General features: G+C 45.9%; 21 protein-coding genes. 7 read left to right on the plus strand and 14 right to left on the minus strand.

The features are described 5' to 3' along the window. The first annotated feature begins 166 nt into the window (after positions 1 to 166). Positions 167 to 1,090 (plus strand): HNH endonuclease signature motif containing protein, encoded by a 924-nt coding sequence (locus NWE73_RS16265; protein ID WP_277579415.1) that lies wholly within the window; start codon positions 167 to 169, stop codon positions 1,088 to 1,090. Positions 1,091 to 1,266: 176 nt separating this feature from the next. On the opposite strand, the gene ilvA is transcribed toward NWE73_RS16265, so the two are convergent. Continuing rightward, positions 1,267 to 2,472: a threonine ammonia-lyase gene (gene ilvA, locus NWE73_RS16270; RefSeq protein WP_277579416.1), complete on the minus strand. Its 1,206-nt coding sequence runs from the start codon at positions 2,470 to 2,472 to the stop codon at positions 1,267 to 1,269. 506 nt (positions 2,473 to 2,978) lie between these two features. On the opposite strand from ilvA, the gene NWE73_RS16275 reads away from it, so the two are divergent. From NWE73_RS16275 to tpiA, 3 genes are all read left to right on the plus strand, one after another. Further along, on the plus strand, positions 2,979 to 4,172 hold the full coding sequence (locus NWE73_RS16275; RefSeq protein ID WP_277579417.1) for a hypothetical protein: 1,194 nt from the start codon (positions 2,979 to 2,981) through the stop codon (positions 4,170 to 4,172). Further along, the gene (locus NWE73_RS16280; RefSeq protein WP_277579418.1) at positions 4,169 to 4,579 is read left to right on the plus strand and encodes a hypothetical protein; all 411 of its coding nucleotides are present in this window, start codon (positions 4,169 to 4,171) and stop codon (positions 4,577 to 4,579) included. Before NWE73_RS16275 ends, NWE73_RS16280 begins: the two co-directional genes overlap by 4 nt. Positions 4,580 to 4,672: 93 nt before the next feature. After that, positions 4,673 to 5,395 (plus strand): triose-phosphate isomerase, encoded by a 723-nt coding sequence (gene tpiA / locus NWE73_RS16285; protein ID WP_277579419.1) that lies wholly within the window; start codon positions 4,673 to 4,675, stop codon positions 5,393 to 5,395. A gap of 92 nt (positions 5,396 to 5,487) precedes the next feature. Here the strand turns inward: tpiA and NWE73_RS16290 are convergent, their stop codons facing one another. From NWE73_RS16290 to NWE73_RS16310, 5 genes are all read right to left on the minus strand, one after another. Next, on the minus strand, positions 5,488 to 6,711 hold the full coding sequence (locus tag NWE73_RS16290; RefSeq protein ID WP_277579420.1) for a phosphoglycerate kinase: 1,224 nt from the start codon (positions 6,709 to 6,711) through the stop codon (positions 5,488 to 5,490). 2 nt (positions 6,712 to 6,713) lie between these two features. Then, the gene (gene gap / locus NWE73_RS16295) at positions 6,714 to 7,721 is read right to left on the minus strand and encodes a type I glyceraldehyde-3-phosphate dehydrogenase (protein WP_277579421.1); all 1,008 of its coding nucleotides are present in this window, start codon (positions 7,719 to 7,721) and stop codon (positions 6,714 to 6,716) included. Positions 7,722 to 7,837: 116 nt separating this feature from the next. Further along, a complete protein-coding gene (locus NWE73_RS16300; RefSeq protein WP_277579422.1) occupies positions 7,838 to 8,809 on the minus strand; it encodes a beta-sandwich domain-containing protein in 972 nt (323 codons plus the stop codon). Between the two features lie 116 nt (positions 8,810 to 8,925). Beyond that, positions 8,926 to 10,395, minus strand: coding sequence for a beta-sandwich domain-containing protein (locus NWE73_RS16305; protein ID WP_277579423.1), 1,470 nt, complete (start codon positions 10,393 to 10,395; stop codon positions 8,926 to 8,928). A gap of 138 nt (positions 10,396 to 10,533) precedes the next feature. Next, the gene (locus tag NWE73_RS16310; protein WP_277579424.1) at positions 10,534 to 11,034 is read right to left on the minus strand and encodes a hypothetical protein; all 501 of its coding nucleotides are present in this window, start codon (positions 11,032 to 11,034) and stop codon (positions 10,534 to 10,536) included. 208 nt (positions 11,035 to 11,242) lie between these two features. Between NWE73_RS16310 and NWE73_RS16315 the strand changes: the two genes are divergently transcribed. Continuing rightward, positions 11,243 to 12,148: a S1 family peptidase gene (locus NWE73_RS16315; protein WP_277579425.1), complete on the plus strand. Its 906-nt coding sequence runs from the start codon at positions 11,243 to 11,245 to the stop codon at positions 12,146 to 12,148. Here the strand turns inward: NWE73_RS16315 and NWE73_RS16320 are convergent. The 4 genes from NWE73_RS16320 to NWE73_RS16335 form a co-directional block, all read right to left on the minus strand. Then, positions 12,132 to 12,905: a TatD family hydrolase gene (locus tag NWE73_RS16320; protein WP_277579426.1), complete on the minus strand. Its 774-nt coding sequence runs from the start codon at positions 12,903 to 12,905 to the stop codon at positions 12,132 to 12,134. The two genes, NWE73_RS16315 and NWE73_RS16320, sit on opposite strands and share 17 nt — an antisense overlap. A 9-nt stretch (positions 12,906 to 12,914) precedes the next feature. Further along, a complete protein-coding gene (locus NWE73_RS16325) occupies positions 12,915 to 13,865 on the minus strand; it encodes a DNA polymerase III subunit (RefSeq protein ID WP_277579427.1) in 951 nt (316 codons plus the stop codon). Between the two features lie 12 nt (positions 13,866 to 13,877). Further along, positions 13,878 to 14,513 carry a dTMP kinase gene (tmk, locus tag NWE73_RS16330; RefSeq protein WP_277579428.1) on the minus strand — a complete coding sequence of 212 codons (636 nt, stop codon included), beginning with the start codon at positions 14,511 to 14,513 and terminating at the stop codon, positions 13,878 to 13,880. Between the two features lie 103 nt (positions 14,514 to 14,616). Further along, positions 14,617 to 15,078 (minus strand): hypothetical protein, encoded by a 462-nt coding sequence (locus NWE73_RS16335; protein WP_277579429.1) that lies wholly within the window; start codon positions 15,076 to 15,078, stop codon positions 14,617 to 14,619. Between the two features lie 149 nt (positions 15,079 to 15,227). On the opposite strand from NWE73_RS16335, the gene secG reads away from it, so the two are divergent. Both secG and NWE73_RS16345 read left to right on the plus strand, forming a co-directional pair. Next, entirely contained in the window at positions 15,228 to 15,629 is a 402-nt protein-coding gene (gene secG, locus NWE73_RS16340) for a preprotein translocase subunit SecG (protein WP_277579430.1), read from the plus strand. Positions 15,630 to 15,664: 35 nt separating this feature from the next. Further along, positions 15,665 to 16,474 (plus strand): AgmX/PglI C-terminal domain-containing protein, encoded by an 810-nt coding sequence (locus NWE73_RS16345; protein ID WP_277579431.1) that lies wholly within the window; start codon positions 15,665 to 15,667, stop codon positions 16,472 to 16,474. A 68-nt stretch (positions 16,475 to 16,542) separates the two neighbouring features. On the opposite strand, the gene NWE73_RS16350 is transcribed toward NWE73_RS16345, so the two are convergent. From NWE73_RS16350 to NWE73_RS16365, 4 genes are all read right to left on the minus strand, one after another. Further along, complete coding sequence (locus NWE73_RS16350) at positions 16,543 to 17,559, minus strand: hypothetical protein (RefSeq protein ID WP_277579432.1); 1,017 nt, start codon at positions 17,557 to 17,559, stop codon at positions 16,543 to 16,545. Between the two features lie 17 nt (positions 17,560 to 17,576). Next, on the minus strand, positions 17,577 to 19,610 hold the full coding sequence (locus tag NWE73_RS16355) for a hypothetical protein (protein WP_277579433.1): 2,034 nt from the start codon (positions 19,608 to 19,610) through the stop codon (positions 17,577 to 17,579). 253 nt (positions 19,611 to 19,863) lie between these two features. Further along, complete coding sequence (locus NWE73_RS16360; RefSeq protein ID WP_277579434.1) at positions 19,864 to 20,940, minus strand: phosphatase domain-containing protein; 1,077 nt, start codon at positions 20,938 to 20,940, stop codon at positions 19,864 to 19,866. Positions 20,941 to 20,989: 49 nt separating this feature from the next. Next, the gene (locus NWE73_RS16365) at positions 20,990 to 22,435 is read right to left on the minus strand and encodes a penicillin-insensitive murein endopeptidase (RefSeq protein ID WP_277579435.1); all 1,446 of its coding nucleotides are present in this window, start codon (positions 22,433 to 22,435) and stop codon (positions 20,990 to 20,992) included. Between the last annotated feature and the right edge of the window lie 78 nt (positions 22,436 to 22,513).

A 22,513-nucleotide genomic window follows, 5' to 3' on the forward strand; every position in this document is an offset into this window, starting at 1 on the left:
ACCTTTGATTAAAAATCTCTCAGCGCTGCTAACATATAAAGCTTTCATCCGCGATGAGCCCGCGCTTTGTTTTCCTATCACCAATATCATTTTCACTAAAAATTTGCTTTTAAAAGTCGTGATATACCTCTGCAAAAGGAAGCACACCCGCTTCGGAGGTATATAAATGGACGTCAAAATTCTTTCAAATTCAGAGCTGATGGTACGATTTGGGAAGCTGGTGCAAACGGAGCGCAAGATCACTCATTTGGTTTTGGAATGCATTGCGGAAATTGACTGTCGGAAAATCTATCTGGAAAGAGCATATCCAAGTCTTTATGAATTCCTGGTGAAGGAGTTTGGATACAGCCCCTCTTCGGCGGTTCGCAGAATTGAATCGGCTCGTCTTCTTCGGGAGCTTCCAGAGATGTCAGAAAAAATTGAGGCTGGAGCTTTAAACTTATCACAGCTTTCAAAAGTTCAGCAGGCGATCCGCACTGTTCAAAAAATTGAAGATCGAACTATGGATGCTGAAGAAAAGCGGGAGCTTCTTGGCAAGATTGAATATACCACGCAAAATCAAACAGAGCTGATCTTGGCGCAAGAACTTTCTTTGCCATTTGTGACTGAACAGCGGGAGCAAATTCACAGAGATGAGTCGGTCACTCTGTCGATCACCTTCAGCAAAGAACAATTCGCATTACTCCAACAAGTTCAAGATTTGATCTCCCACAATGTTCCTACCAAGAAATGGGCCGAAGTCATGACCTATCTGGCACAACAAGAAACGAAACGTAGAACTTTGGTTAAAAGGTCCACCCGTGCTTCGCAAAAGTCTTCATCCACTTCAAAGACAGAAATCTCTGGCTCAGAACGAAAAGCGATTCGAACCAACTTGCGAAAGTCCATTTTTGCCAACGGGAATTGTTGTGAATATCAAGATCCTGTCACTAAGAAGATTTGCGGCGGCACTCGCTTTTTGCAAATAGACCACATCCAACCGGTATGGGCCGGTGGCGACAATAGTTCTGAAAATTTAAGGGTACTGTGTGCTCGTCATAACAGTTTGAAATACGCCAAGGAGTCTGGACAACACCCGCTACGGAGGTAATAAGATCCACCAACTACTCGGGAGGACACTGCCCTTCTGAGTAGCTTGGTCTGAAATGGCGACAGTGCCTTGCTAATTTGTAGTTTGACACTCCAGCAGATCAAAAAAACAAAACCCGCTGATTTCAAGTCAGCGGGCTCTTTAACGCCTGGCATCGCAAAAAGGTACGGCGTACCCTAAATGATTTTTGCGCCGGTTGCCTCGAGGGCGCGTTTGATTCTTTCGACGTGTTCGATGCTGGTCGTCTCAAGGGTGAAGTCAATGCGTGTTTCACGCAGAGACAAACCTTGTGAGACACGGTCATGGCGCACTTCCAAGACGTTGGCTTTTTCAGTAGCGATAGCTGAAGTCAAACGACTGAGATTTCCTGGAAGGTCATCGACGATCACAGACAGTTCGCACAGGCGACCACGCAGGATCTGACCGCGATCGATAATTTTGCTGACGATGTTCAAATCAATGTTGCCACCGCTGATGATCACGCAGCATTTTTTTCCCAGATTCAAACCACGGTGCATGGCTGCTGCCATTGCGGCAGCTCCAGAACCTTCGGCGACCGTTTTGGTTCTTTCCATCAAAAACACAATGGCCTCTGCGATCTCGTCATCACTGACCGTCACCACTTCATCGACATATTTTGAAATGAAATTTTCATACATCAACGCGGATGGATTTTTAATTGCGATACCATCGGCAATCGTTGCGGCACGTTTCTTTGCTTGATCGACTGTTTGCTTGTTGTAAAGACAAGCCATACCTGGCGAGCGATCACTTTGCACACCGATCACGCGGCACTTTGGATTGATCGACTTCACCGCCAAGGCCACGCCGCTGATCAAACCCCCACCACCGATTGGCACAATCACGCAATCCAGATCAGGAATTTTCTCCAGAATCTCGATGCCGATGGTCCCCTGTCCCGCGATCACAAAAGGATCTTGGTAAGGGTGAACGAAGGTGTAACCAAATTGCTTCTCAAGGCTTTGTGCATGCTCATAGGCCTCATCATAGATTTCACCTTTAAGCACCACCTCAGCCCCATAAGAGCGTGTCGCGCTGGCTTTACTGATCGAACAGTTTACCGGCATCACGATGGTCGCCTTTACTCCGGCAAGAGTCGCAGACAAGGCCACGCCCTGTGCGTGATTGCCAGCAGAGCTTGCCACCACACCGCGCGATTTTTCTTCCGCCGTTAGATTTGAAATTTTATTGAAGGCGCCCCGGAATTTAAAGCTTCCAGTGCGCTGAGTGTTTTCGTACTTAAAGTAGACTTCGCTTCCCAGAAGTTTGCTCGCGCTGATTGAGTGGCTCAACTCAGTGGTGTTGATAATGTCTTTAATCGTCTCGCGAGCTTTTTTGATATCTTCTAAGGAAACTTTCATCGAAGTCAGGACTCCCAATAAACTGTTAATCCCCACACTGGGGGATATTCTTTATGTGGCAGCACAGACTCTGTCTCTCTCTCTGTCGCCTTCACTCCCATATCATCGGAAATTTTAGCGGAGCAAAAACTCGAGTCTGTAAGGCCCATGGCCCTACTCTCGTCGAAAAAATAAAAGGGCGCAAGATGCTTTCCACAGCATTCGCAAGCGGTCACAAGATCGCCCTCCGCAGAGTTGGCGGTCCCGCAAATATGGCATCGTCGGAAGTGTGTTTTTACGTTCATGATCTTCCTCTCCTATGTTCTTTAAGCGTAGGCTTCCCCCCTCCCAGGGGCAAGGGGCCGTCTCAATTTAAGTTATTGAATTCACGACACAAATTGATCAATGACTTTTCGCATCACACGCAAACCAAAAGCCTTCCAAGAGCTTAGGACCAAAGGCGGGATTTTCTCGCCAAGCCTCAGACTTTACTCATAAACACCGAAGAGCCTAAAAGGAGTATCAATTTGAGTTTATTGAATCGCCTTCTTCGCATGACTATGGCCTTTTCGCTGATTGCAAGTTCAGCGCTTGCTGATATTCCTCAAGAGTTGCAAACGGTCATTCTGGAAGGAAATCTTTACGGACGCTCCTCTGTCGACTTCCGCAAAAAAGCCCGGAATGTCACTTCTTTGATTCCGCAGGGAACTCAAGGCACGGTCCTGGAAACTCGCAAACTCAGCCGCACCGGTTCTTACGGTGTGAAAATCCGCATCACTCAAGTTTCAAAAAATCTTGGCTCAACGACAGCTAAAGAAAATGACGAAGTGTGGGTTTACTACTCACAAAAAGATCCTTGGTTGAGCTTCCAGGATAAAGCTGGCAGCGATATTCAAGATCCGGAAGAAGCCCTCAGCAGCACAGCTAAGCGCGATGGCGTGGGTTTGCCTGCAGAAGGTACGGTGCCGAATCCAACTCTGCCAACGAAAAAAGAAATTAAAGAGCGCGAAGCTCAACGCGAAAGAGAATTGGCCGAAGCCGAAGCAAAAAGAAGAGCTGAAGCTTTAAAAACAGTCGATCCGAATCTTGCGATGAACAAAGACAAGACTAAAACTGAAGGTGGTTTCACTGAAGTTTGTACAACTTGTCAGACCGGCACTGTTGCAGACAAGAACGTTAAAGATTTAAGTGCCGTCAGCAAAGAGGCTGAAAAACCAGCCAAATTATCAGACCCGAATGACCCGTGGGCCGATGATCCTTACATTTCCAAATACAGCCACAGTAAGAAAGTTGAAAAAGCGATTCGAGCTGCGAAAAAATCAGCGTCTCGCTCGAAAAGACTTTGCTATCGCTATGTCAAGAATGCCCTCCTTGCCGGAGACTTGATTGACTCGTATCCTCCAGGTGGAAAAGCCAAGCAAGGTGTCAGCGATTTAAAAGCTCAAGGCATGGTCAACCTTTTGGATAATCCAAAATATGCTTCTAGAATCAGAACTCCTGCTGACGCCCCAAAAGGTGCGGTCTTGGTATACAGCACCGGCGAATCCAAAGAAGCCGGACATATTGAAATTAAAACTGGAGATGGCAAAAACGCCACCTACGTCAGCGACTATCAATCAGCAAAAAATATTCAACAGACGACCAAGGGCATTTACAAAGCTAGAATTGGCAAGCCATACAAAATTATCGGCGTGATGATTCTTCCTCCGGGGAAATTATGATCAGAAAATTCTTATTGATCACAGCTTTATTCTTTGCAACTTCGGCGGGGGCTGCAGAATACAAATCTTCGGAAGAAATTCTTAAGGACCTTGCGGTCTACACTTCCGCTGACAGCAAAAAAGACGAAGAACACTTGGCAAGCATCGTTGTAAAAATCGATGAGGCTGTTCAGTTTTCTTTGAAAAACAAACCCAGTGAACAACTTCTGCACGAGATTCTTCGCGTTTCTTATATTACTCTAAAAAATGATCCCACAGCGGCGGTCGCCGATGTTCTTGTTCCTCTTTATAAAAAAGACGAGAAGGCATTTAAAAAGGCCTTGAAGACTCTTCCGAAGTCAGAAGGAAATGCCCTTTTGAAGGCCATCAAACAAGCCATTCATGAAGAAGATGTTGGTAACGGCTAACAGATCCGAAAACCAAGATTCAAAACCGATCCAATGCCTTGATCTTCCCTTTCAGCCAGTGCTAGGATTTCCTAATTAAACAAAGGACGTCCCATGAAAAAGATTTTCGCAGCCAATTGGAAATTGCATAAAACTCCTGCTGAAACGCGCGCCTTCTTTAAATCATTTAAAGAGGTTTCTGCCAAAGCCACTGGCGAATTGGTCTTCTTCCCGTCTGCCATTTCTTTGGAAGCGGCTTGCGATACCGTCAAAGGATCCAACATTCATATCGGTGCACAAAATTGTTATGCACAAAACCAAGGGGCCTTCACTGGCGAAAACTCTGCCCAGGTCGTGAAAGAACTTGGTGGTGATTATATTCTGATTGGTCACAGCGAACGCCGTCAGCTTTTTGGCGAAACCGATGGCTTGATTGCAGAAAAAGTGGCCATGGTTCAAAATCTGGGACTGACTCCGATGCTTTGTATTGGTGAAACCCTGCAAGAGCGCGAAGCCGCACACACCTTCCGTGTTCTTGAAACACAACTCCTTCTTGGACTTGCGAAAGCTGATAAATCCAAACCCCTCGTGATCGCTTATGAACCGGTGTGGGCAATTGGTACGGGTAAAGTAGCGACTCCGGAACAAGTGGCGGAAACTCACACAGACGTTCATGGCATTCTCACAAAACTCGGCTTCACGGCTCCTATTTTGTATGGCGGCAGTGTGAAGGCCGACAATGCTCCAACCTTGATTGCTCAACCTCATGTGAGTGGCTTCTTGGTGGGCGGCGCCTCCCTGGAAGTAGATTCATTTATCAAGATCGCCACTGTTTAATAAGCTAACAACTTAGCAGACCTGATTTCAGGCATAAAAAAGCCCACTCTTATCGAAGTGGGCTTTTTTTATTTCAATTATACTCAGAGAATTTAGCCGCGGATTCTAGTTCTTAGAATCTCAAGACCTGGAAGCTTATCACCTTGAAGGTATTCAAGACTTGCTCCGCCACCTGTAGAGATGTGAGTCATTTTGCCAGCCAAGCCTGATGCTTCTGCCGCCGCAGCTGAATCACCACCACCTACGATTTTCGTTGCCTCAGCATTGTCAGCGATCGCTTGAGCAACGCCGAAAGTACCTTTAGCAAAAGCTGGGTTTTCGAAAACTCCCATAGGACCATTCCAGAAAATAGTTCCCGCAGATTTCAAAGCTGCTGAATAATTTCTGATCGTTTGAGGTCCAATGTCCAAACCCATTTCATCTTCAGGGATCACTACATCACGAGTCACATGAGCACTCGCGACATCATTGAAAGCTTTCGCTGCCACGTGATCCACTGGAAGAAGAATTGTTTTATCACGAGCTTCAATACGCTCGATCATTTCTTTGGCGAATTTAACTTTATCAGCTTCCACCAATGATTTACCCACCGCAAGGCCTTGGCCCTTCAAGAATGTGTAAGCCATCGCACCACCGATAACAAAACCGTCAACGACGTCCATCAATCTTTCGATAACTGCAATTTTGTCGGAAACTTTCGCTCCGCCCATCACCGCAATATACGGACGTTTTGGATTCACCAACAAAGAGTCCAACATATTGATTTCTTTTTCGATCAAGAAACCAATACCTTTTTCCTTCATCACTGAAGGCAAAGCGTGGATCGTTGCGTGTGCGCGGTGAGAAGCGCCGAATGCGTCGTTGATGTAGATCTCTGCATAGTTCGCAATTTTCTGTGCGAACTCGATAGAGTCTTTCGTCTCCCCTTCTTCAAAACGAACGTTTTCAAGAAGGATCAACTGGTTCTTTTTCAAAGAAGGCAAAAGATGAACTGGTGCATCTGAATCCGGCTCTTCAACCAAGATCACTTCTGCATTCAAAAGCTCTTGCAGACGTTTCGCCACAGGCTCCAGAGAAAACTCTTTGTCTTCTTTAGATTTGGGACGACCCAAGTGCGAAGCCATAACGATCTTCGCGCCCTTTTCCATGCAATACTGAATTGTAGGCAAAGAGGCTGTGATGCGGTTTTCATCTGTGATTTTTCCGTTGGCCATTGGCACGTTCAAATCAAGACGAAGGAAAACCACTTTTCCTTCCAGTTCGAAATCACGAACTGTTTTGATACCCTTAAGACCCAAAGGTGCAATAATTGCCATTACTACAGACCTTTCTTCGCCATGTACAAAGCTACGTCAACCATGCGGTTTGAGAAGCCTGTCTCATTGTCGTACCAAGAAAGAACTTTCACCATGCGTGGGCCCACAACCATTGTTGTTGCAAGGTCTACGATAGATGAGTGCTTGTTGCCGTTGAAATCAACGCTCACAAGTTCGTTTTTCTCAACTGCCAGGATGCCTTTCAAAGCGCCTTGAGAAGCTGCAATCAAAGCCTCGTTTACTGATTCTTTTGTCACATCTTTTTTAGCTGTGAAAGTGAAGTCCACCAAGCTCACGTTAGGAGTTGGAACACGCACCGAGATACCGTCAATACGACCTTTCAATTCTGGCAATACAAGTCCTACGTTTTTCGCAGCCCCTGTTGTTGTTGGAATCATGCTGACTGCAGCGGCACGAGCACGGCGCATATCAGAGTGAGGAGCATCCAAGATTTTTTGGTCGTTCGTGTAAGAGTGAACTGTCATCATAGTACCGTGTTCGATACCGAATGTGTCGTTCAATACTTTTGCAAGAGGAGCCAAGCAGTTTGTTGTGCAAGAAGCATTAGAAACAACATGGTGCTTAGACGGATCATATGATTCATGGTTGATACCGTAAACCATTGTGATGTCCGCGCCTTTTTCTGCAGGGCCTGAAACCAAAACGCGTTTTGCACCCGCGTGGATGTGATGCATGAAATCTTCTTTGTTTTTAAATGCGCCTGTGCACTCAAGAACGATGTCGACTCCCCAGTCACCCCAAGGAACGTCTGCAGGATTGCGATGTTTAGAAACGTGAACCTTTTTGCCGTTCACAACCAAGTTGTTGCCTTCAGTAGCAACATCAGCGTTGAAAATTCCATGAGCTGAGTCGTACTTCAAAAGGTGGGCGTTGCCTTCAAGGCTGTCCAAAGAGTTAATTCCGACGATATCGAATTTCTCGAAACCTTCACGGAAAAGTACGCGACCAATACGACCGAAACCGTTAATACCAACACGAAGTTTAGACATGAGTAAGCTCCTTTTAAAACCCACTCAATATCGGTCTTAGCCATAAAAAAAGCCAGTCTAGACACTCTGTCCTAGACTGGCTTTTTTAGCCCTGTATGAGGCTTTTTAGCACTATCTTAGTAGCGAGAGACGCTCAAAGAAGGACGTCCTTCGTTTGAAAGCACCGTGATCAAGATATCTGGGTTGCCGCCCATACCTTCCGCATTGATATCCACAGTCGTAACGCGCTCACGAAGATTCAATCTTTCAGACACGGCCTTATCCCCAGCATAGAAAGTTGGAGTTTCATCAAACTCACGCACATTCACCTGGCGACCAGTCTCAGTATAGACCGTTGCAGCATGGACTTTAACTCCCGCTGACAAAGCACGGACTTCCAATTGATCCACAGAAACCGGTCTAGCCAAAGTCACGCGAACCCATTCGCCACCAGAACGGCGGGAAATGCTGGAAACTTGCACTGAACCTTCGCGGTTTTGTTGAACCGGAGCTGGAGGAGGAGGCACTGGACGAGTCGGAGCCGGATTGTAAGGAGCTGGGCGAACGTCGTTGCCACCGTAGCCACCGCCATTGTCTCTGCCACCCCAACGGATGTTGGTTTCTTGAGTTTCATACCAAGAACCATCACGGCGAGTACACGCGATACCACGAGTGTCTTCCGTGCGGTCACTCAAATAAATTGTGCTGCGATATTCACGGCAATATTCGCCTGTGTATTGATTGTAACCTTCCCTAGTTGAAGTCACACGACCACGCGCACCTGTGCGTGAACCATAGCTACGTCCATCCCAGTCACAATTGTTATTCAAACGCCCCTCTAAGGCGCGGCGTTGAGCTTCTGCCACTGCACGACGATCATTTTCGTCCATGTTGGCGCCGACTTTACTGCCAATCATCGAACCCGCAACAGCGCCAATGATAATCGCTGCAGTATTTCCATTTCCTTTACCAATTTGGGTCCCTGCGAGACCGCCGATAAGACCACCGATGACTCCACCGATATCTTCTTTATTAACAGCGTGAGCAACACTTGCAGTTTGAGCGATTGTAGTTACAAGCAATGCACCAACGATCATTCTTTTTTTCATGTTAGACTCCTTAAGTCTCTGCTCTGGATCACCAAAGCTAAATTTTTGAAAACGAAATCCATTATCCAAACTTTATGCCAACGAACCTGGTGGCAAAATGCCCTCTGTAAAAAGTGCTAGCGAGGGCGCGCCAAGTCACTGTTCGCCCAGTTGCCACCAACCAAGCCATTATCAAGAAATCTCAATACATAGAGGCCATTCATTTGAATTCCCGCAATACGGGCTCTGCGATTGTTTCTGCTGACAACAATAACGTCGTCATTGACGCAAAAGCCGTTCCCACAGCCCGTCAACAAAGCCAGGCTACTGAAATCCCAATTGCCACCACTGGTTCCATTATCCTGGAATGTCAGGACAAACTTACCATCAGCCTGAATCGCCATCACGCGGGTAAGGCGGTAATCTCTTTCAATATTGTAAGCCATCGTGCCCACACAAACTTGGCCCACACAGCCCTTCATCACAGCTAAATCCGCACGCGACCAACCGCCTCCGATTCCGCCATTATCATCAAAGCGCAGCAGTAAACGCTGATCAGCTTGAATGCCCACAACCGTGACACGTCGGTAGTCTCTTTGAATATTGACGGCCTGAGTGCCAACGCAAATATCACTCACACAACCAGACATCATCGCTAGGTCAGCACTGCTCCAGCCTCCGCCCACGCCGCCATTGTCGTTAAAGCGCAGGACGAGTTTGCCGTCAGGACTAATTCCAACCACAGTCACCAGACGATTATCTCTGCTGATATTGTAAGCTTGGTTTCCGACGCAGAATTTCTCGTTGCAACCACTCATCTTCGCAAGATCCTTGCGGGTCCAACCAGCTCCTTGTCCTCCATTATCCAGAAAACGAAGAACGAAAGTTCCATTCGTGATATTCACGATTTCTACCTGACGGTAATCTCGTTGAATATTAAAGGCGCGATCACCCACACACAGATCTTCCAAACAGTTTCCATAGCGAGGCGGTCTGTCCGGCACCGTAGGAGGAGGTGGTGGTTGCGGTGGAACGGGAGCTGGAGGAGTCGGCTGCTTCGGTGGTGCCGGTGGTTGCACCACTTCGCGAGGTTGAACACTCAGACGCGGAACTCCGGCATTAGAAATAGCTTTCAATTCAAGATCGGATTCGGCCTGATAAGATTCGGCACGCAACTCAATAGCCATAATAGCTTCCGTCAGATTTAAGTTCTCTGACACCAAGGTGCTGGTGTCTTTCAGTACACCCGTTTCTTTGAACTCACGGACCGCGATTCGCTGCCCTGTCGCAGTGATCAATGTAGACTCGTAGATTTTAACTTGGCTTTTTAATACTTTTACTTCCAAACGCTGTAAAGCCAACGCTGGCGATAGATTCACGCGCAGCAAAGTGCCACCGGTTTTTCGTGAAACAGAATTGATTTGAACAGTCCCGACATATTCAGACTGTACGGGTGATGGTGGAAGAGGTTGTGGGAGAGATTGCTGTTCGCCACCAATATCAAATGGATTGGGCAAGTCGACGACGATTTCGTCAGCCTGAGCGACGCTCACACCCTGAACTAATACTATGGAGGCTAAAAAGCCCGATAGCCAACGACGTTCCACGATAACTCCCAAAAAAAGAATTCATCGCATAACGTACAAACTTCGTGCTCAGCCTAAGAAACCCCAGATCCTGATTATTGAGATCTGAGGGCCACGGCCCTGTCTCAAAATTAGACAGAGCCGCCAAGAGGGTCACTTTTAGTAACGGAAAGATCCCCAAGCCATAATTCTTCTGTCGCTGATTCCAGTTTCAGATTGATAAGAATAAATCGCACGAACTAGCAACTCCGTGCCACGCTCAAGCTTTTCAAGGTTCAAAACTTCGTGAGAAGTTAGACCCAAATCATTCAAAGTATGAATTTCGATAATGTTTGAGTTTTTATCCAACAATACCAATTCAAAGTTGCTGTAACGCTCTTGAACGATTTCACCGTTAACAGCTTTAAAACTTCTTTCAGCTACAGATGTGTCTGGTACATAACGACCAGAACCGTCTTTGTCCGCTTCACATTTCACCAATTCAATGGAAAGCACAGAACCGCGCAAAGCCATTTTTACGTTCATTTCAGTTTTTGCATCGGCCGCTGTCGCGCAATATCTCGCAGTGCCATCAAGAATTTTCTTTAAAGAGTTTTCTTGCTCTGCGTGAGCCACGCCAGTCATCGCCAATATCGCCAAAGTTACCAAACCAAGTTTCATTACATATCCTCCATTTTGAACAATGCAGAACCCTTAACAGAAACCAGACTATGTTTAAATGAAAATTACGAAAAAATAGAACAAGTTACAAAAGTGTCCAAGGTTCTAACAGCTAGATATGGCCGCACTTTTGTGTATTTCCGCATACTTTCGTTCGGAGTGATTCCCCGTTGAGCGATCTCAAGTATGGTACGACCCCGAGGATAATATGACTGAAACTATCTTAATCTCCCCCCTCCGAAGACTTGGCGTGGCTCTCCTGCTCGCCACGATGCTCGTAGGCTGCAACCAGAGCAATATCGAGCACCCTGGTGCAGACAAAAATGATTTCTCCAACCGCGCGGATATCATCGGCGGAGAAATCAAAATTCAACGCAACACTCCAGCCTCGCGCAGCGTAGTTCTGATCGAGCTCCTGGATGAGCAACTTCGACCATTGACCTTTTGCACGGCCACATTGATCGGAGCCCATACTATTCTGACGGCAGGGCATTGCTTTGACGTGAAGCTGATTGGCCCTGTTAAAAAGTTTCGAGTCCTCTTTGAAAACTTCTATAAACCTGAAGGCCCCAGAGAACAGCGCCAAGGACTCGCCTACCTCGTCAATCCCACCTACAACAGTCGCGGCATCTACGATCACGACATCGCCTTAGGAGTCTTCGCCGGCGCTCTTCCCGCAGGCTTCGCTCCTGTCAGCATCGATGAAAATATCAACGCCAACTATGCCAACGAATTGGTTTTCGCCTATGGGTATGGTCGCACTAAAGACTACACCGGCCAGCGCGCCGAGGATCTTCGCTATTCATCGGGAACTTTGTTTCGCGGAATCCTGAAAGTAGATCCTTGGTTTAAAGAAACTCCAGATCGCTATTTCACCTTAAACGAATGGCCCACGCACCTCTGTCAGGGTGACTCTGGAGGACCTCAATTTCTTGATCGAAATGGAGAGCTGAAAGTGATTGGCGTGAACTCGGCCTCTTTCGGCAAAAAATTACCCAATGGCATACAAGATTGTTCAGGAAAGTCTCAAGCAACGAAAGTGGCGCCCTTTGCAGGTTGGCTGCATAAAGAAGAGCGCAAACTTCTTCGAATGATTTCTACCACTGAATTTTAGGGAACATTTTTAAAGCATTCAGTTTGGTTTGCTCCGCCAATTGCTCTTCGCTGACGCCTTTGAGTTCCGCGACGAACTTGGCTGTGTGAACAACATAGGCCGGAGTGTTCTTCTTGCCACGCATAGGAATCGGCGCCAAAAACGGCGAATCCGTTTCAACATGAATGCGATCCAGCGGAAGCATTTTCGCAATGGCGCGAAGCGAGTCCGCATTTTTAAATGTCAGAACTCCACTCAAGGAAATATTGAATCCCAAATCCAAAGATTCACGAGCCAGCATTTCTGTGCCGGTGAAACAGTGAATGATCCCTGTGACTTGGCCTTTGAATTCCTTTAAAATCGCAACTGTGTCTTCATCCGCATCACGAGTGTGAATTTGTACAGGCATCTTCGTGCGCTTGGCGATTTCCAGTTGCGCGCGGAAAGCTTCTTTCTGTTCTTCCCGTGGAGATTGATCGTAGTAGTAATCGAGTCCGATCTCACCGATCGCCGCGACGACCGGATCACTGACATGCTCTTCGATAAATTTGCCAATTTCTGCAGTATATACTTTGCCATCATGAGGATGAACGCCCAGCGTGCAATACACTTCCGGATAATACTTATGAGCGATATCCAAAACAGTTTGAAAATCACCCGGCTCTGTCCCGATGGTGATCAGACGACGAACGCCCGCAGCTTTCGCATTTTGAATGGCGGCATCAACGCCCTCTTCGAGCATATTCAAGTGACAGTGAACATCAATCCATTGCTGCATGACTAGATTCTACCTTAATTCCTTGGTGGAGATAAAGTATTCTTCCATCACCAATTGAGGATCTCTGTTGGCTGAAAGCGCTTGCTCGGCCTGGAAGGCTCCTTGAGTCAGCTTTAAAAGCATTTGACGTGAACTTTCGGCCAAAGTCTTAATCAAAGGCGCCTGATCTATACTCACAATTTGAGCTTTTGCATTCTCTTGCAGGAAGATGGCGTCTTTAAAGAAACCGGCCCAATAGGAAAGCAAACGCTGCCCCTGTGCGCGATCTTTAAATTCACCTCTCCACATATCATTCACGATGAAATCATCGTCCTTCAAAAAGACATTCAAAATATCGACGGATTTTTGGCGAAGCTCCAGCTCCGGGCCTTCTTGCAATTGCGCCAGCTTTTCAAAGCTGCCACCCGCCGATTTCAAAGCCCATGTCGGAGCTTTCACCCGCTTACCGAGTTCCTCCATGGACAATGGCTTAAACTGCACAATGCGGGAACGCGAACGGATGGTCGGCATGATACCGGCAACACTGGGAGCAATCAAAAAGAAGAAGGTCCCTTCAGGAGGCTCTTCCAAAGTTTTTAGCAAGGCATTCGCTGTCTGCGCATTCATGGTCTGCGCTTGATCGAAAATGATAACGCGGTTGCCGCCCAAACTTTTGAGACTCAGAAATTCTAAAACTTCTTTGGCTTGTTCAATTTTAATATTGGCGCCATTCGGCTGTATGATTTTTAAGTTCTCGTGCTGCCCTTGAGCCGCACGAAAACAAGAAGGGCACTTTCCACAACCACTGCGGCTTTGGGGGCACATCAACGCTTGGGCCAAACCCAACGCCGTCGTTTTTTTTCCAACACCGCTGGGACCCACAAAAAGAAAAGTCTGCCCTGGCTTTCCGGCCTCAAAGGAATCCACCATCTTCTTGATGATACCTTGATGTCCTAGAATAAAATCCACGAGCCTTGCCACAGTCAGATATCCTTATTTCAAAATTCCACGCTCTTGCAGAGCGTTCAAAAGTTGCAAATACAAACCTTCAGGAGTTTCGCGGGCATCCAGAACCAACCACCCCTGAGGATCTTGTTTGGCTTGCTTCAAAAATGACTGCCGAACTTTTTCATGAAAAGTGTCTGCTTCAGATTCGATGCGATCTTCTGACTCACCGTTTTTTTCGCCACGCCCTTGACGGCGCTTGCGCGACTCTTCCACAGAAAGATCCAACAAAATAGTTAGGTCCGCTTTCAATCCACCCGTCGCAAAGTTATTCAAAGTCACCACGTCAGTTTCAGAAATATCACGACCGCCACCTTGAAACGCCACTGAACTTGCCGCGAAGCGGTCACACAAAATCCAATGATTTTGTTGCAGTTTGGGACGAATCACTTCCTCGACATGCTGAGCACGACTGGCAACATACAAAAGCAATTCAGTGCGTGGCAGAGGTGAAGGCCCCTGCGTGCGCAGAATCATCTCGCGGATTTCATCACCTAGTGGAGTGCCGCCAGGTTCACGGGTTCTATGAAATGAAATGGCACGTCTCTCAAGCTCTTTTTCAAGCGCTCTCATCAACGAACTTTTTCCAGAGCCATCCAGCCCTTCAAAAACCAAAAATGCCATTTCAACCCCTCAGACCGTGCAGACCAGCCAACCGCCTTTGTCAGCCATCCCCCGCCCTCGGTCAACAAATCGCATCGCGCCAAGGGAAGAGTGCAGATTTTGACTACTTTTCAAGCACCCACGTGCCGGAGGAATTTTTATGATACTTAAAAACACCGCTATTTTGCTTCTCCGGCTTCACAGACTCCCCGGTTTGCTGAGAGATCAATTGCAGGGCATTTCCAAAGTTAAACTGGCGAACTTTGCCGGGATCCACAGTCCCGGCGATCTTCGCCACTGTTTTTCGCTGTGATGATGAATAGGTCGCCACAGAGACTGAAGCGATGGCCAGGGTCTCATTGACCATTTTGATTTCGGCTTCAAACTCGCTGTTCTTTTTCATATAGCTGACATAAGCCTCTCGTAGCCAGTCCGATTGAGGTATAAGATCGGTCGCTTCCTTCTGAAGGATCTCTTCATAATGAGCCTCACCATCGGCGAGGGCGAGTTTTTTGACCGCGCCTTCATTCGAGGTGCAAGAGGTAAGAAGCAAAGATAAAGTCAGTAAGCCTAGGATTTTTCTCATCCTTTAAGTTTAAAGAGACCCAAGCTGGAGTGCCAAGACCTTTGTGGCTGCGTGGCGTCAAACGGGGCTAATTGTGAATAATCGGGCCACTTTGGGATGGACGGAACGCCCCCTTTGTCTTTATATTCTGGGTCTTTGGGAGACTTTAAATGAATACTTTCGTTGGCATTATCCACATCGTTGTTGCTCTTATTTTGATCATCCTAGTTTTGATCCAAGATTCTAAAAGCAATGGTGCCTTGGGCATGGGTGGCAGCAGCGGTTCTAACTCTTTGTTGGGTGCAACTGGCGCGCAATCTTTGGCGAGCAAAATGACAGTTTGGGCAGCGATCATCTTCGCAGTAACTTGCCTCACTTTGTCAGTTTTGACTTCTTCCAAAACTAAATCTGTTGTTGATGCTTTGCCTGCAGCCGCTCCTGTTCAAACTGCGCCTGCAACTCCGGCAGCGGCTCCAGCGGCTGATGCAAATGCAGCGGCTGCAACTGCGGCTCCAGCAGCATCTGCTCCAGCGGCAACTCCTGCTCCTTCTGCAGCACCAGCTACAAAATAGTACATTCCGAATAAGTTCTTCGTTATAGTTTCACTATGACGAAGAACAATTGGTTGATCCCCTCTTTAATCGGTATTGGTTTGCTGAGCTTAGCTCTTTCTTTTTTAATCGCAACTCGTACTGAAAAACAAAAGCCCGGCGAAGCACCTCTAGCTCGCATCGAACTCAATCTGGGCAAAGTCTTCGTTCTTCGTAAAAGCATGACTCAAAAAGAAACTCTCACTAAAAGAGCCGCTCTTTTTGCATTGGACTCCGTGGAAACCGGCCCCGATGGCGACGCAACGATGGATTTCGATTCCTCTTACAGAATTCGTGTCGAAGAAAACTCTTTGATCACATTGGATGAAGAAGCTGATCGCACAGTGATCATCATCAAGCGCGGCGATGTCCAAGTAGAATCATTCGGCAAAGAAGGTTCCGTCTACATTTCTCGCGATGGCATTCGTTGGACAGCCACAGACTACGAACAAAACTACAAGAAACAAGCACCCACCCAAAATCTCCCAGACCTCGCCCCTTCTACCGAAGGCACGCCCGAGATGGCAGCCGGAAAAATCGAAGGCGGCCTGACCGCTGAATTCATCCAAGAAACTTTGCGCCTGCAAAGAGGTTCTTTTTTTAAATGCTACACCCAACTTCTGCAAAAAACCCCAGGCGTGGTAGGCCAAGCCTCCATTAGTTTCACAATCGAAAGATCCGGCAAAGTCTACAACGCAGAAATCGCCTCCTCCTCCATCAGCGACGCCAACTTCAAAAAATGCCTGGTCGACACCATCCGCCGCGTAGAATTCAAATCATTCACCGGCGACGCCATCTCCACAGTCTTCCCCCTAAAATTCGAATAAAAAAGCAGGCCCATTGGGCCTGCTCGAAAAATCTCAGTTCGAATTTCCTTGAAGGGATATCTATCGATTTACTTCTTTACTACACTCAACTGAATTTTTGAATCTCTCCGCCCAAATACCTTTACTTTAATTTCATTAGCGGTCTTCATATTTACGATTGCGTAGGCCTCAGACACAGGAACACATCTTCGACAATGATCTTCGTTTTCGTCGTCATTATCGTCGTCATCTTTCCTGCCGACGTACTTCTTTGGGGGCAAAGTTTTACAGAAATCCTGCGGCTTTAAAACAACCGAACCATTGACAACTACCTCTGCTCGTACTGATCTATTGTGATCAGATACATTTTTAACTGTAAGGATATAAGTTCCTTCTTCTTTAAATGCACCGCTTATATTCTGAACTTTAGAACCATTGAGATTACCAAGGTAAGATACCAAATCGTATTCACCAACTAATTCAATTTTCCCATTCTCAAACCTATATATTCGCGATTTTGAAAATTGATCGTTGGCAAAGTCATCATCCAATATAATCAGACGGCGCTGTACCGGTTTCTCAAAAATCGTAATATTCCTAAATATACTCGTTGCGGGATTCGTGGGATCCATCGGAGTAACGTCTTGCAGTTGCTTTCCATTCCATTTAAGGATTGTTGGTGACATAATAGCCACGTTATCAATCCTCTCTACAACCACCTCATCAATGCCGTCCTGATCGAGATCATATTTTGTTAACTTAAAACACCCCTGCAATTGATCTGGATCATTTAAAAGAGTCTCCCCCCCCGCCACATATCCCTTTTTGTCTTTAGAAAGAACAATCATTCTGCATTTCCCATTAGAAATGGCATATTTCACCACAAATTTTTTCTCAAATGATCTATTGAATTTTACTTCAACATAAGAAACACGAACCCCATCACCAACTGTATTCGCAGCTCCATTTGAATCTTTTCTAAATTCCCCAGGTATAAAAGAATTTAAAACAGCGTCTGGCAGTTTAAAATCCGATTTAGCGAAACATGAGCTATGCAACATCTGACTCAATAAAACAGCCGAAATACATTTAATCATTTGTTTCATACATACTCCAATCAAAACTATTGTTGAGCCTGAGTTGCTACAGGTAAATACTTATCCCACTTACTCCAAACATTACTATTGTAACTCATGGGTAAGATGCGTGCAGCCGCTAACTTGCTATTTATCCCATTATATTTTTGACTAGCTTTCCTCAGCAAGACCGAGAACTCATTAAAATTACCTACAGAAGATATTTGCAAAGGTGAATTGATGCTTGTAAACGCTGATCCAAACTTCAGCGCCCCAAATTTTATGTTAACATCTGGATTGAACAGCCCCGCAGCGCGATCTGTTGGATCTATTGCAACTCCGGACGCATTTACAAACTTAAAGTCAGCCACCATATAGTAATGAACTACATGCATTAGGCCATAGCTAGATGCTACAATTGTTTGAGCAGTGAAGTTATAATCATCCGTATAAGGGTTTGCCTTTCCACTGCCACTCGTTTGATTTCCTTGTCCAAGGACTCCTCCTTGTGAAACAACTTTAATAGCAGAATTAGCAACAGCCGACGGAATCCAATTCTGCCTAGAGAACCCAAATCCGCCATCATTGTTATAAAAAAGAAGATCCGAGCATAACGCATTTCTCTTTTCAACAATTTCAAAATCATTTCCTAGATTCTGTACTAGGTTTTTTGACTTATAAAACACTCCATAAATTGATCGCGGATAAACTGATGATGGCGCTCTCAAAACAGTTGGACTCAAATCTTTAATCAATAGATCGCCGAACAGAACTCTATTCTTTGCCCCAATAGATGCTCCCAGCAAAGTTAAGTCTTTAAGCGGTTCATATCTAAACGATAAAGGATCAAACGTTCCGCCAGTCTCGTGATCTATAGTTGCTTTTAACATTTGCGGAGGTATCCCAAATTGGTGAGCATATTTTATTATTGATTGGTCATAGTTTGAGTTCCCGCCAAACTGAGCAGGAGACACGACATTAAGAGCCAAATTAAATTCTGTTCCAGATTGATCTTCGGCAACAATTTTAAGGTTCTCTGACCCCATATGCAAAGATACCCATTGCTGATTTTCTGTGACTAATCCCGCATTAAACAATAATCCAAGATGATTCGGATATAGAGACTTTTCCGTATCAATTGCTGTTATAAAATTTAGATTGCCGTTTAGAACAAATTTCGCTGGGATGATAGTACCATCAGCTTTTAACAAGGTAAGAGAAGAGACTGCCCCTAACGCAAATGAAATACTTCCACCATCTTTAATTGAAATGATCTGAGGCGAACCAACAGCCACACCATTTCTGTTGAGAGTTTGATTGGCGATTTTATATCCACTCGCCTCTGCGGGCATTCGCCGGATATTTAAATAGCTCATAAGCAAAAAATTAAGATTGGTGTATGCATCCGAATATCCGCTTGTACTTGTCGGCCCAATTGAGATGACATCTAACGGTGTATCGCAGCTTACTGATGCATTAAGAGAAGTTGAATCTGTTCTTAGTGGAGCGATATAGTTTATAGTAAGCCCAAACAGCCCATCCGAAACCCTTGAGACCACATTTCCGACACTACTAAAACAAATTGGACGACGCCCCTTTCCTACTACTCTGATATCAACTGAACGAGGTGGGTAGGCGTTATAAACATTAAGTTGTGCTTCGTCCAATGAATTCGCAGTCGGAATTATCAGACCAAAGTTAAACTCTTTAATAGATTCGCTATTGGTCCGCACTATCTGACTATATGCCCCCTGCTCCCCCTCTGTATTTTTACATATTGGGTAGCCAGCAAAGTCTTCACTTGCATAATATTGTTCCGCAGTACAACGAACGATTATGCCAGAAATGTTTAGCCCGGTCTGGATATTCAAGTATGAGTTTGGCTGATACTTTGAAAGAGCTTGTAGTTGGGCCGACTTCTGAATTGGATTTGAAAACAATGTAGGATCGCTAAAGTTATATAGTATACTGTTCCCAATGTATGAAGGGTTCACAATGGGAATGTCGCCATCGGAAGCATGAACACTTGAAACAAGCAGATGCAACAAAAAGAAAAACAGGTTACAAGAGAGTCTTTTCATAAACAATCTCCACCATTAAATGGCCCAGAATTTATCGCCATAAACAGAAATTACTTAAGTCAAATAATATTGATCTCTAAACGAGGCACGTAGATTACACAAGTGACTAAATGTTTGGACGTTAAAATTCAGCCACCTGAACGTGTGGCCGATGAAAAGGGCGAATCTACCCCATTAAAGACTGTGATCGAATCACACAACGGACGAAAATATTTCGGCTTTTGCATTTTGACGACGGCTCCTCACCAGCCGCCTAGCGATAGTCGTGAAGATAGTCTATGCGTTCTGGAATCCAGGGTTCATGCGCCCCTTCCATTTCATAAACGCGCCCTTCAACAATAAGCTTCTCTTTCAGAGGAGCGACTGAAGGTTCATAGGATGGATAGAGCAATCCTTTTTCAACAAAGAAATTTCTCACTTCAAGATAGGCCGCCTGACCAAGCACTCCGCGACGAATGAATTCGTCGAAGCTCTTCATGAGCTCTTCAGGCGTATAACCGTAGTTGTAAATCATGTCTTGAATCACAGAGTACAAACCATCCAAAGCAATGCGGCGATCCTGGAACAAGTCCAATGCCACTTGGAAAGTATTGTAAGTCGCTAAAGTTCTGCGCCCAAATTTCAAATAGTAATCAGGGTCTGTGTCCGTCGCGAGATTGATATAGATTTTCTCGACCGGATCGTTCTCTGGAATGCTCGCTTGCAGCTCTAGAATTGTGTCCACCTGATCACCCGTCACATTGAGCTTTTCCAATGTCGTGCGAATCTCGTGCGCCCCCAAACGGCGGGAGCAAATATCCGAATACAAATTGTAGATGATCGCATCTGTCTCGCTGTCATCTCCCCAACAGATCTGGCGAACGTTTTCCCCTAAGCGCGTGCGCAGCTGCAACAATGCTTGCAGCTTATAACCAACTTGCTTGGTCAAACGCCAAAATCTTCCTGGGCGAATGTTGGCTAAGTTGTCTTTATAGAAACAACCAAACGGTCTGATATTATCGAGAGCGAATTTTTCAGAAATTCGCTCTTCCAACTGCGGAGGCGATGCCGTGATAAAGTAAATCGGAAAATACATATAGCCCTTTTGCGCTTTTCGATATTCCGAAAGAGATTGCAAAAGAGAATTAGTCCCGGGAACGTTTTTCTTGTTCAGAGCTTTTTCCAGAACCGTCGTCAGCAGACCTGACAAAGAGTCGATGGTGGTATCTAAATAAGTTTTGTCAAGATCCCACAAGAAGACCTCTTCATGACTCTTCTCCATGCCCTCAGAGACATAACGGAAAAAAACCACATCACCATTCATTTCACTGCGTTCACGCCAGTCAGCCATGGGCATATACTCTCAATGAATTGGAAAGATAGCAACTATTCTGGCAAGGTTAGAAGCAGCCCGTTCCCGGGGCTGGATCCGCCATTTGACGACAACGAACCTGAGTTTTTGAGCATTTCACTCGCAAATGGAAGTGATTGTAGTGATTCTTTTCGGGACGCAAACGACGGAGCAGCTCATAGGCATCGCCTTCTGTTTGCCCTTCTTTGATTTCACCATTCTTAATGGCAATCTGACATAGCGCTGACTTCAAAGTTTGGTGAATAAAAATACGATCCACATATTTCGTGCTGATGGCACTCTTAAACAACTTCCACTGCTCTTCAGGCATCCAACTGACGACTGGCTTTCCTGACTTACCAGCCTGGAGGGCCGAGAATAAGTTGCCCTGAATTTTTGCGTCTCGGAAATAGAATGCGATGTCAACATCCAGACCATTCTGATGAGAAGCGTGCGAACCAAGCTTGCCACCGGTTTTTCTGGAGAGGTCTCCGATCGGCAACGCATAATTTGGAATCAGCTTTTTAGTAAACTCACCCATTTTAGCGATCAAATAAACCAACTCAATGGATCCGAAATATCTTTCACGTTGCGGATTCACGATATGGAATCCTGCGGGACGATTTGCGATTTCATAAGCTAAAAGATTCGTCGCTTTTTCCAAACGCCCCGCCGTCACCGGACCAATCACCTGATCCAATTTAGATCGCGTTGATGTTTTTGTTTTATCAGAATTTTGCGGTTCTAAAATCTTCTCGATATCGCCTTGAATATCACCCACGTAGCGGCCGTTAGCCTCGAGCTCACCGCCACCCTCATCAACTTCATCTTCGCCATCAGGAATTTCCGGCGTCGTTTTTACTTCTGTTTTTTTAGGATCCGTCTTTTTGTCTTCTGGTTTTGTATCTGGTTTCTTCGGCTCTGACGGCGCTGCAGGCACACTGGGCTTCGTCGGAGCCGTTGCACCCGGTTTGGTTGGCGTTGTTGGTTTTTCTTGTTCTTTCCCAGGAACTGGGTAAGCCGGAGTCTCGTGCGACTCTACCTGATGGTGATAAACTTTCTCACGATATTGAATGTAGATATCAATGAATGAGCTTGTGCACTGATTGTCTTTACCCAAGCAAGTCGCCTTAACACCCATTTTCACATCGGGCGGCAAAGCCGGCTGATTCGCACCGGCCTTCATCACCACAAATCCGTCGCGATCGGACTGCCCTTCCAGATCCACTTCGACAACGAAAGGATTTGTGCCGTCAATTGGTCTGACATTGATTTTACCACGCAAGAACAAGCCTTTTTTAGAGCTGTCATATTGCGTGACCATATCCTTCACTTCTGTCGCACCATGCACGACAGAGTAATTGCCTTCCTGAGAAACTGTTGGTGCTGGAGGTGAATAAGTGGTCGTGACAGACGTCTGCTCATCCTTGCTACCAGGAGCACAGGCTGAGAGGAACAACGCAAAAAATAGAAAAGGCCAACAGACGATCTTCATCTGTTGGCCTTATTTGCAGAAACCATGCTGCTTCTATTACAATTTAGAAGCTTTAAGGACATCTGGGGGTGTCAAACT

It is taken from the genome of Bdellovibrio svalbardensis (assembly GCF_029531655.1).
GTDB lineage: Bacteria > Bdellovibrionota > Bdellovibrionia > Bdellovibrionales > Bdellovibrionaceae > Bdellovibrio > Bdellovibrio svalbardensis.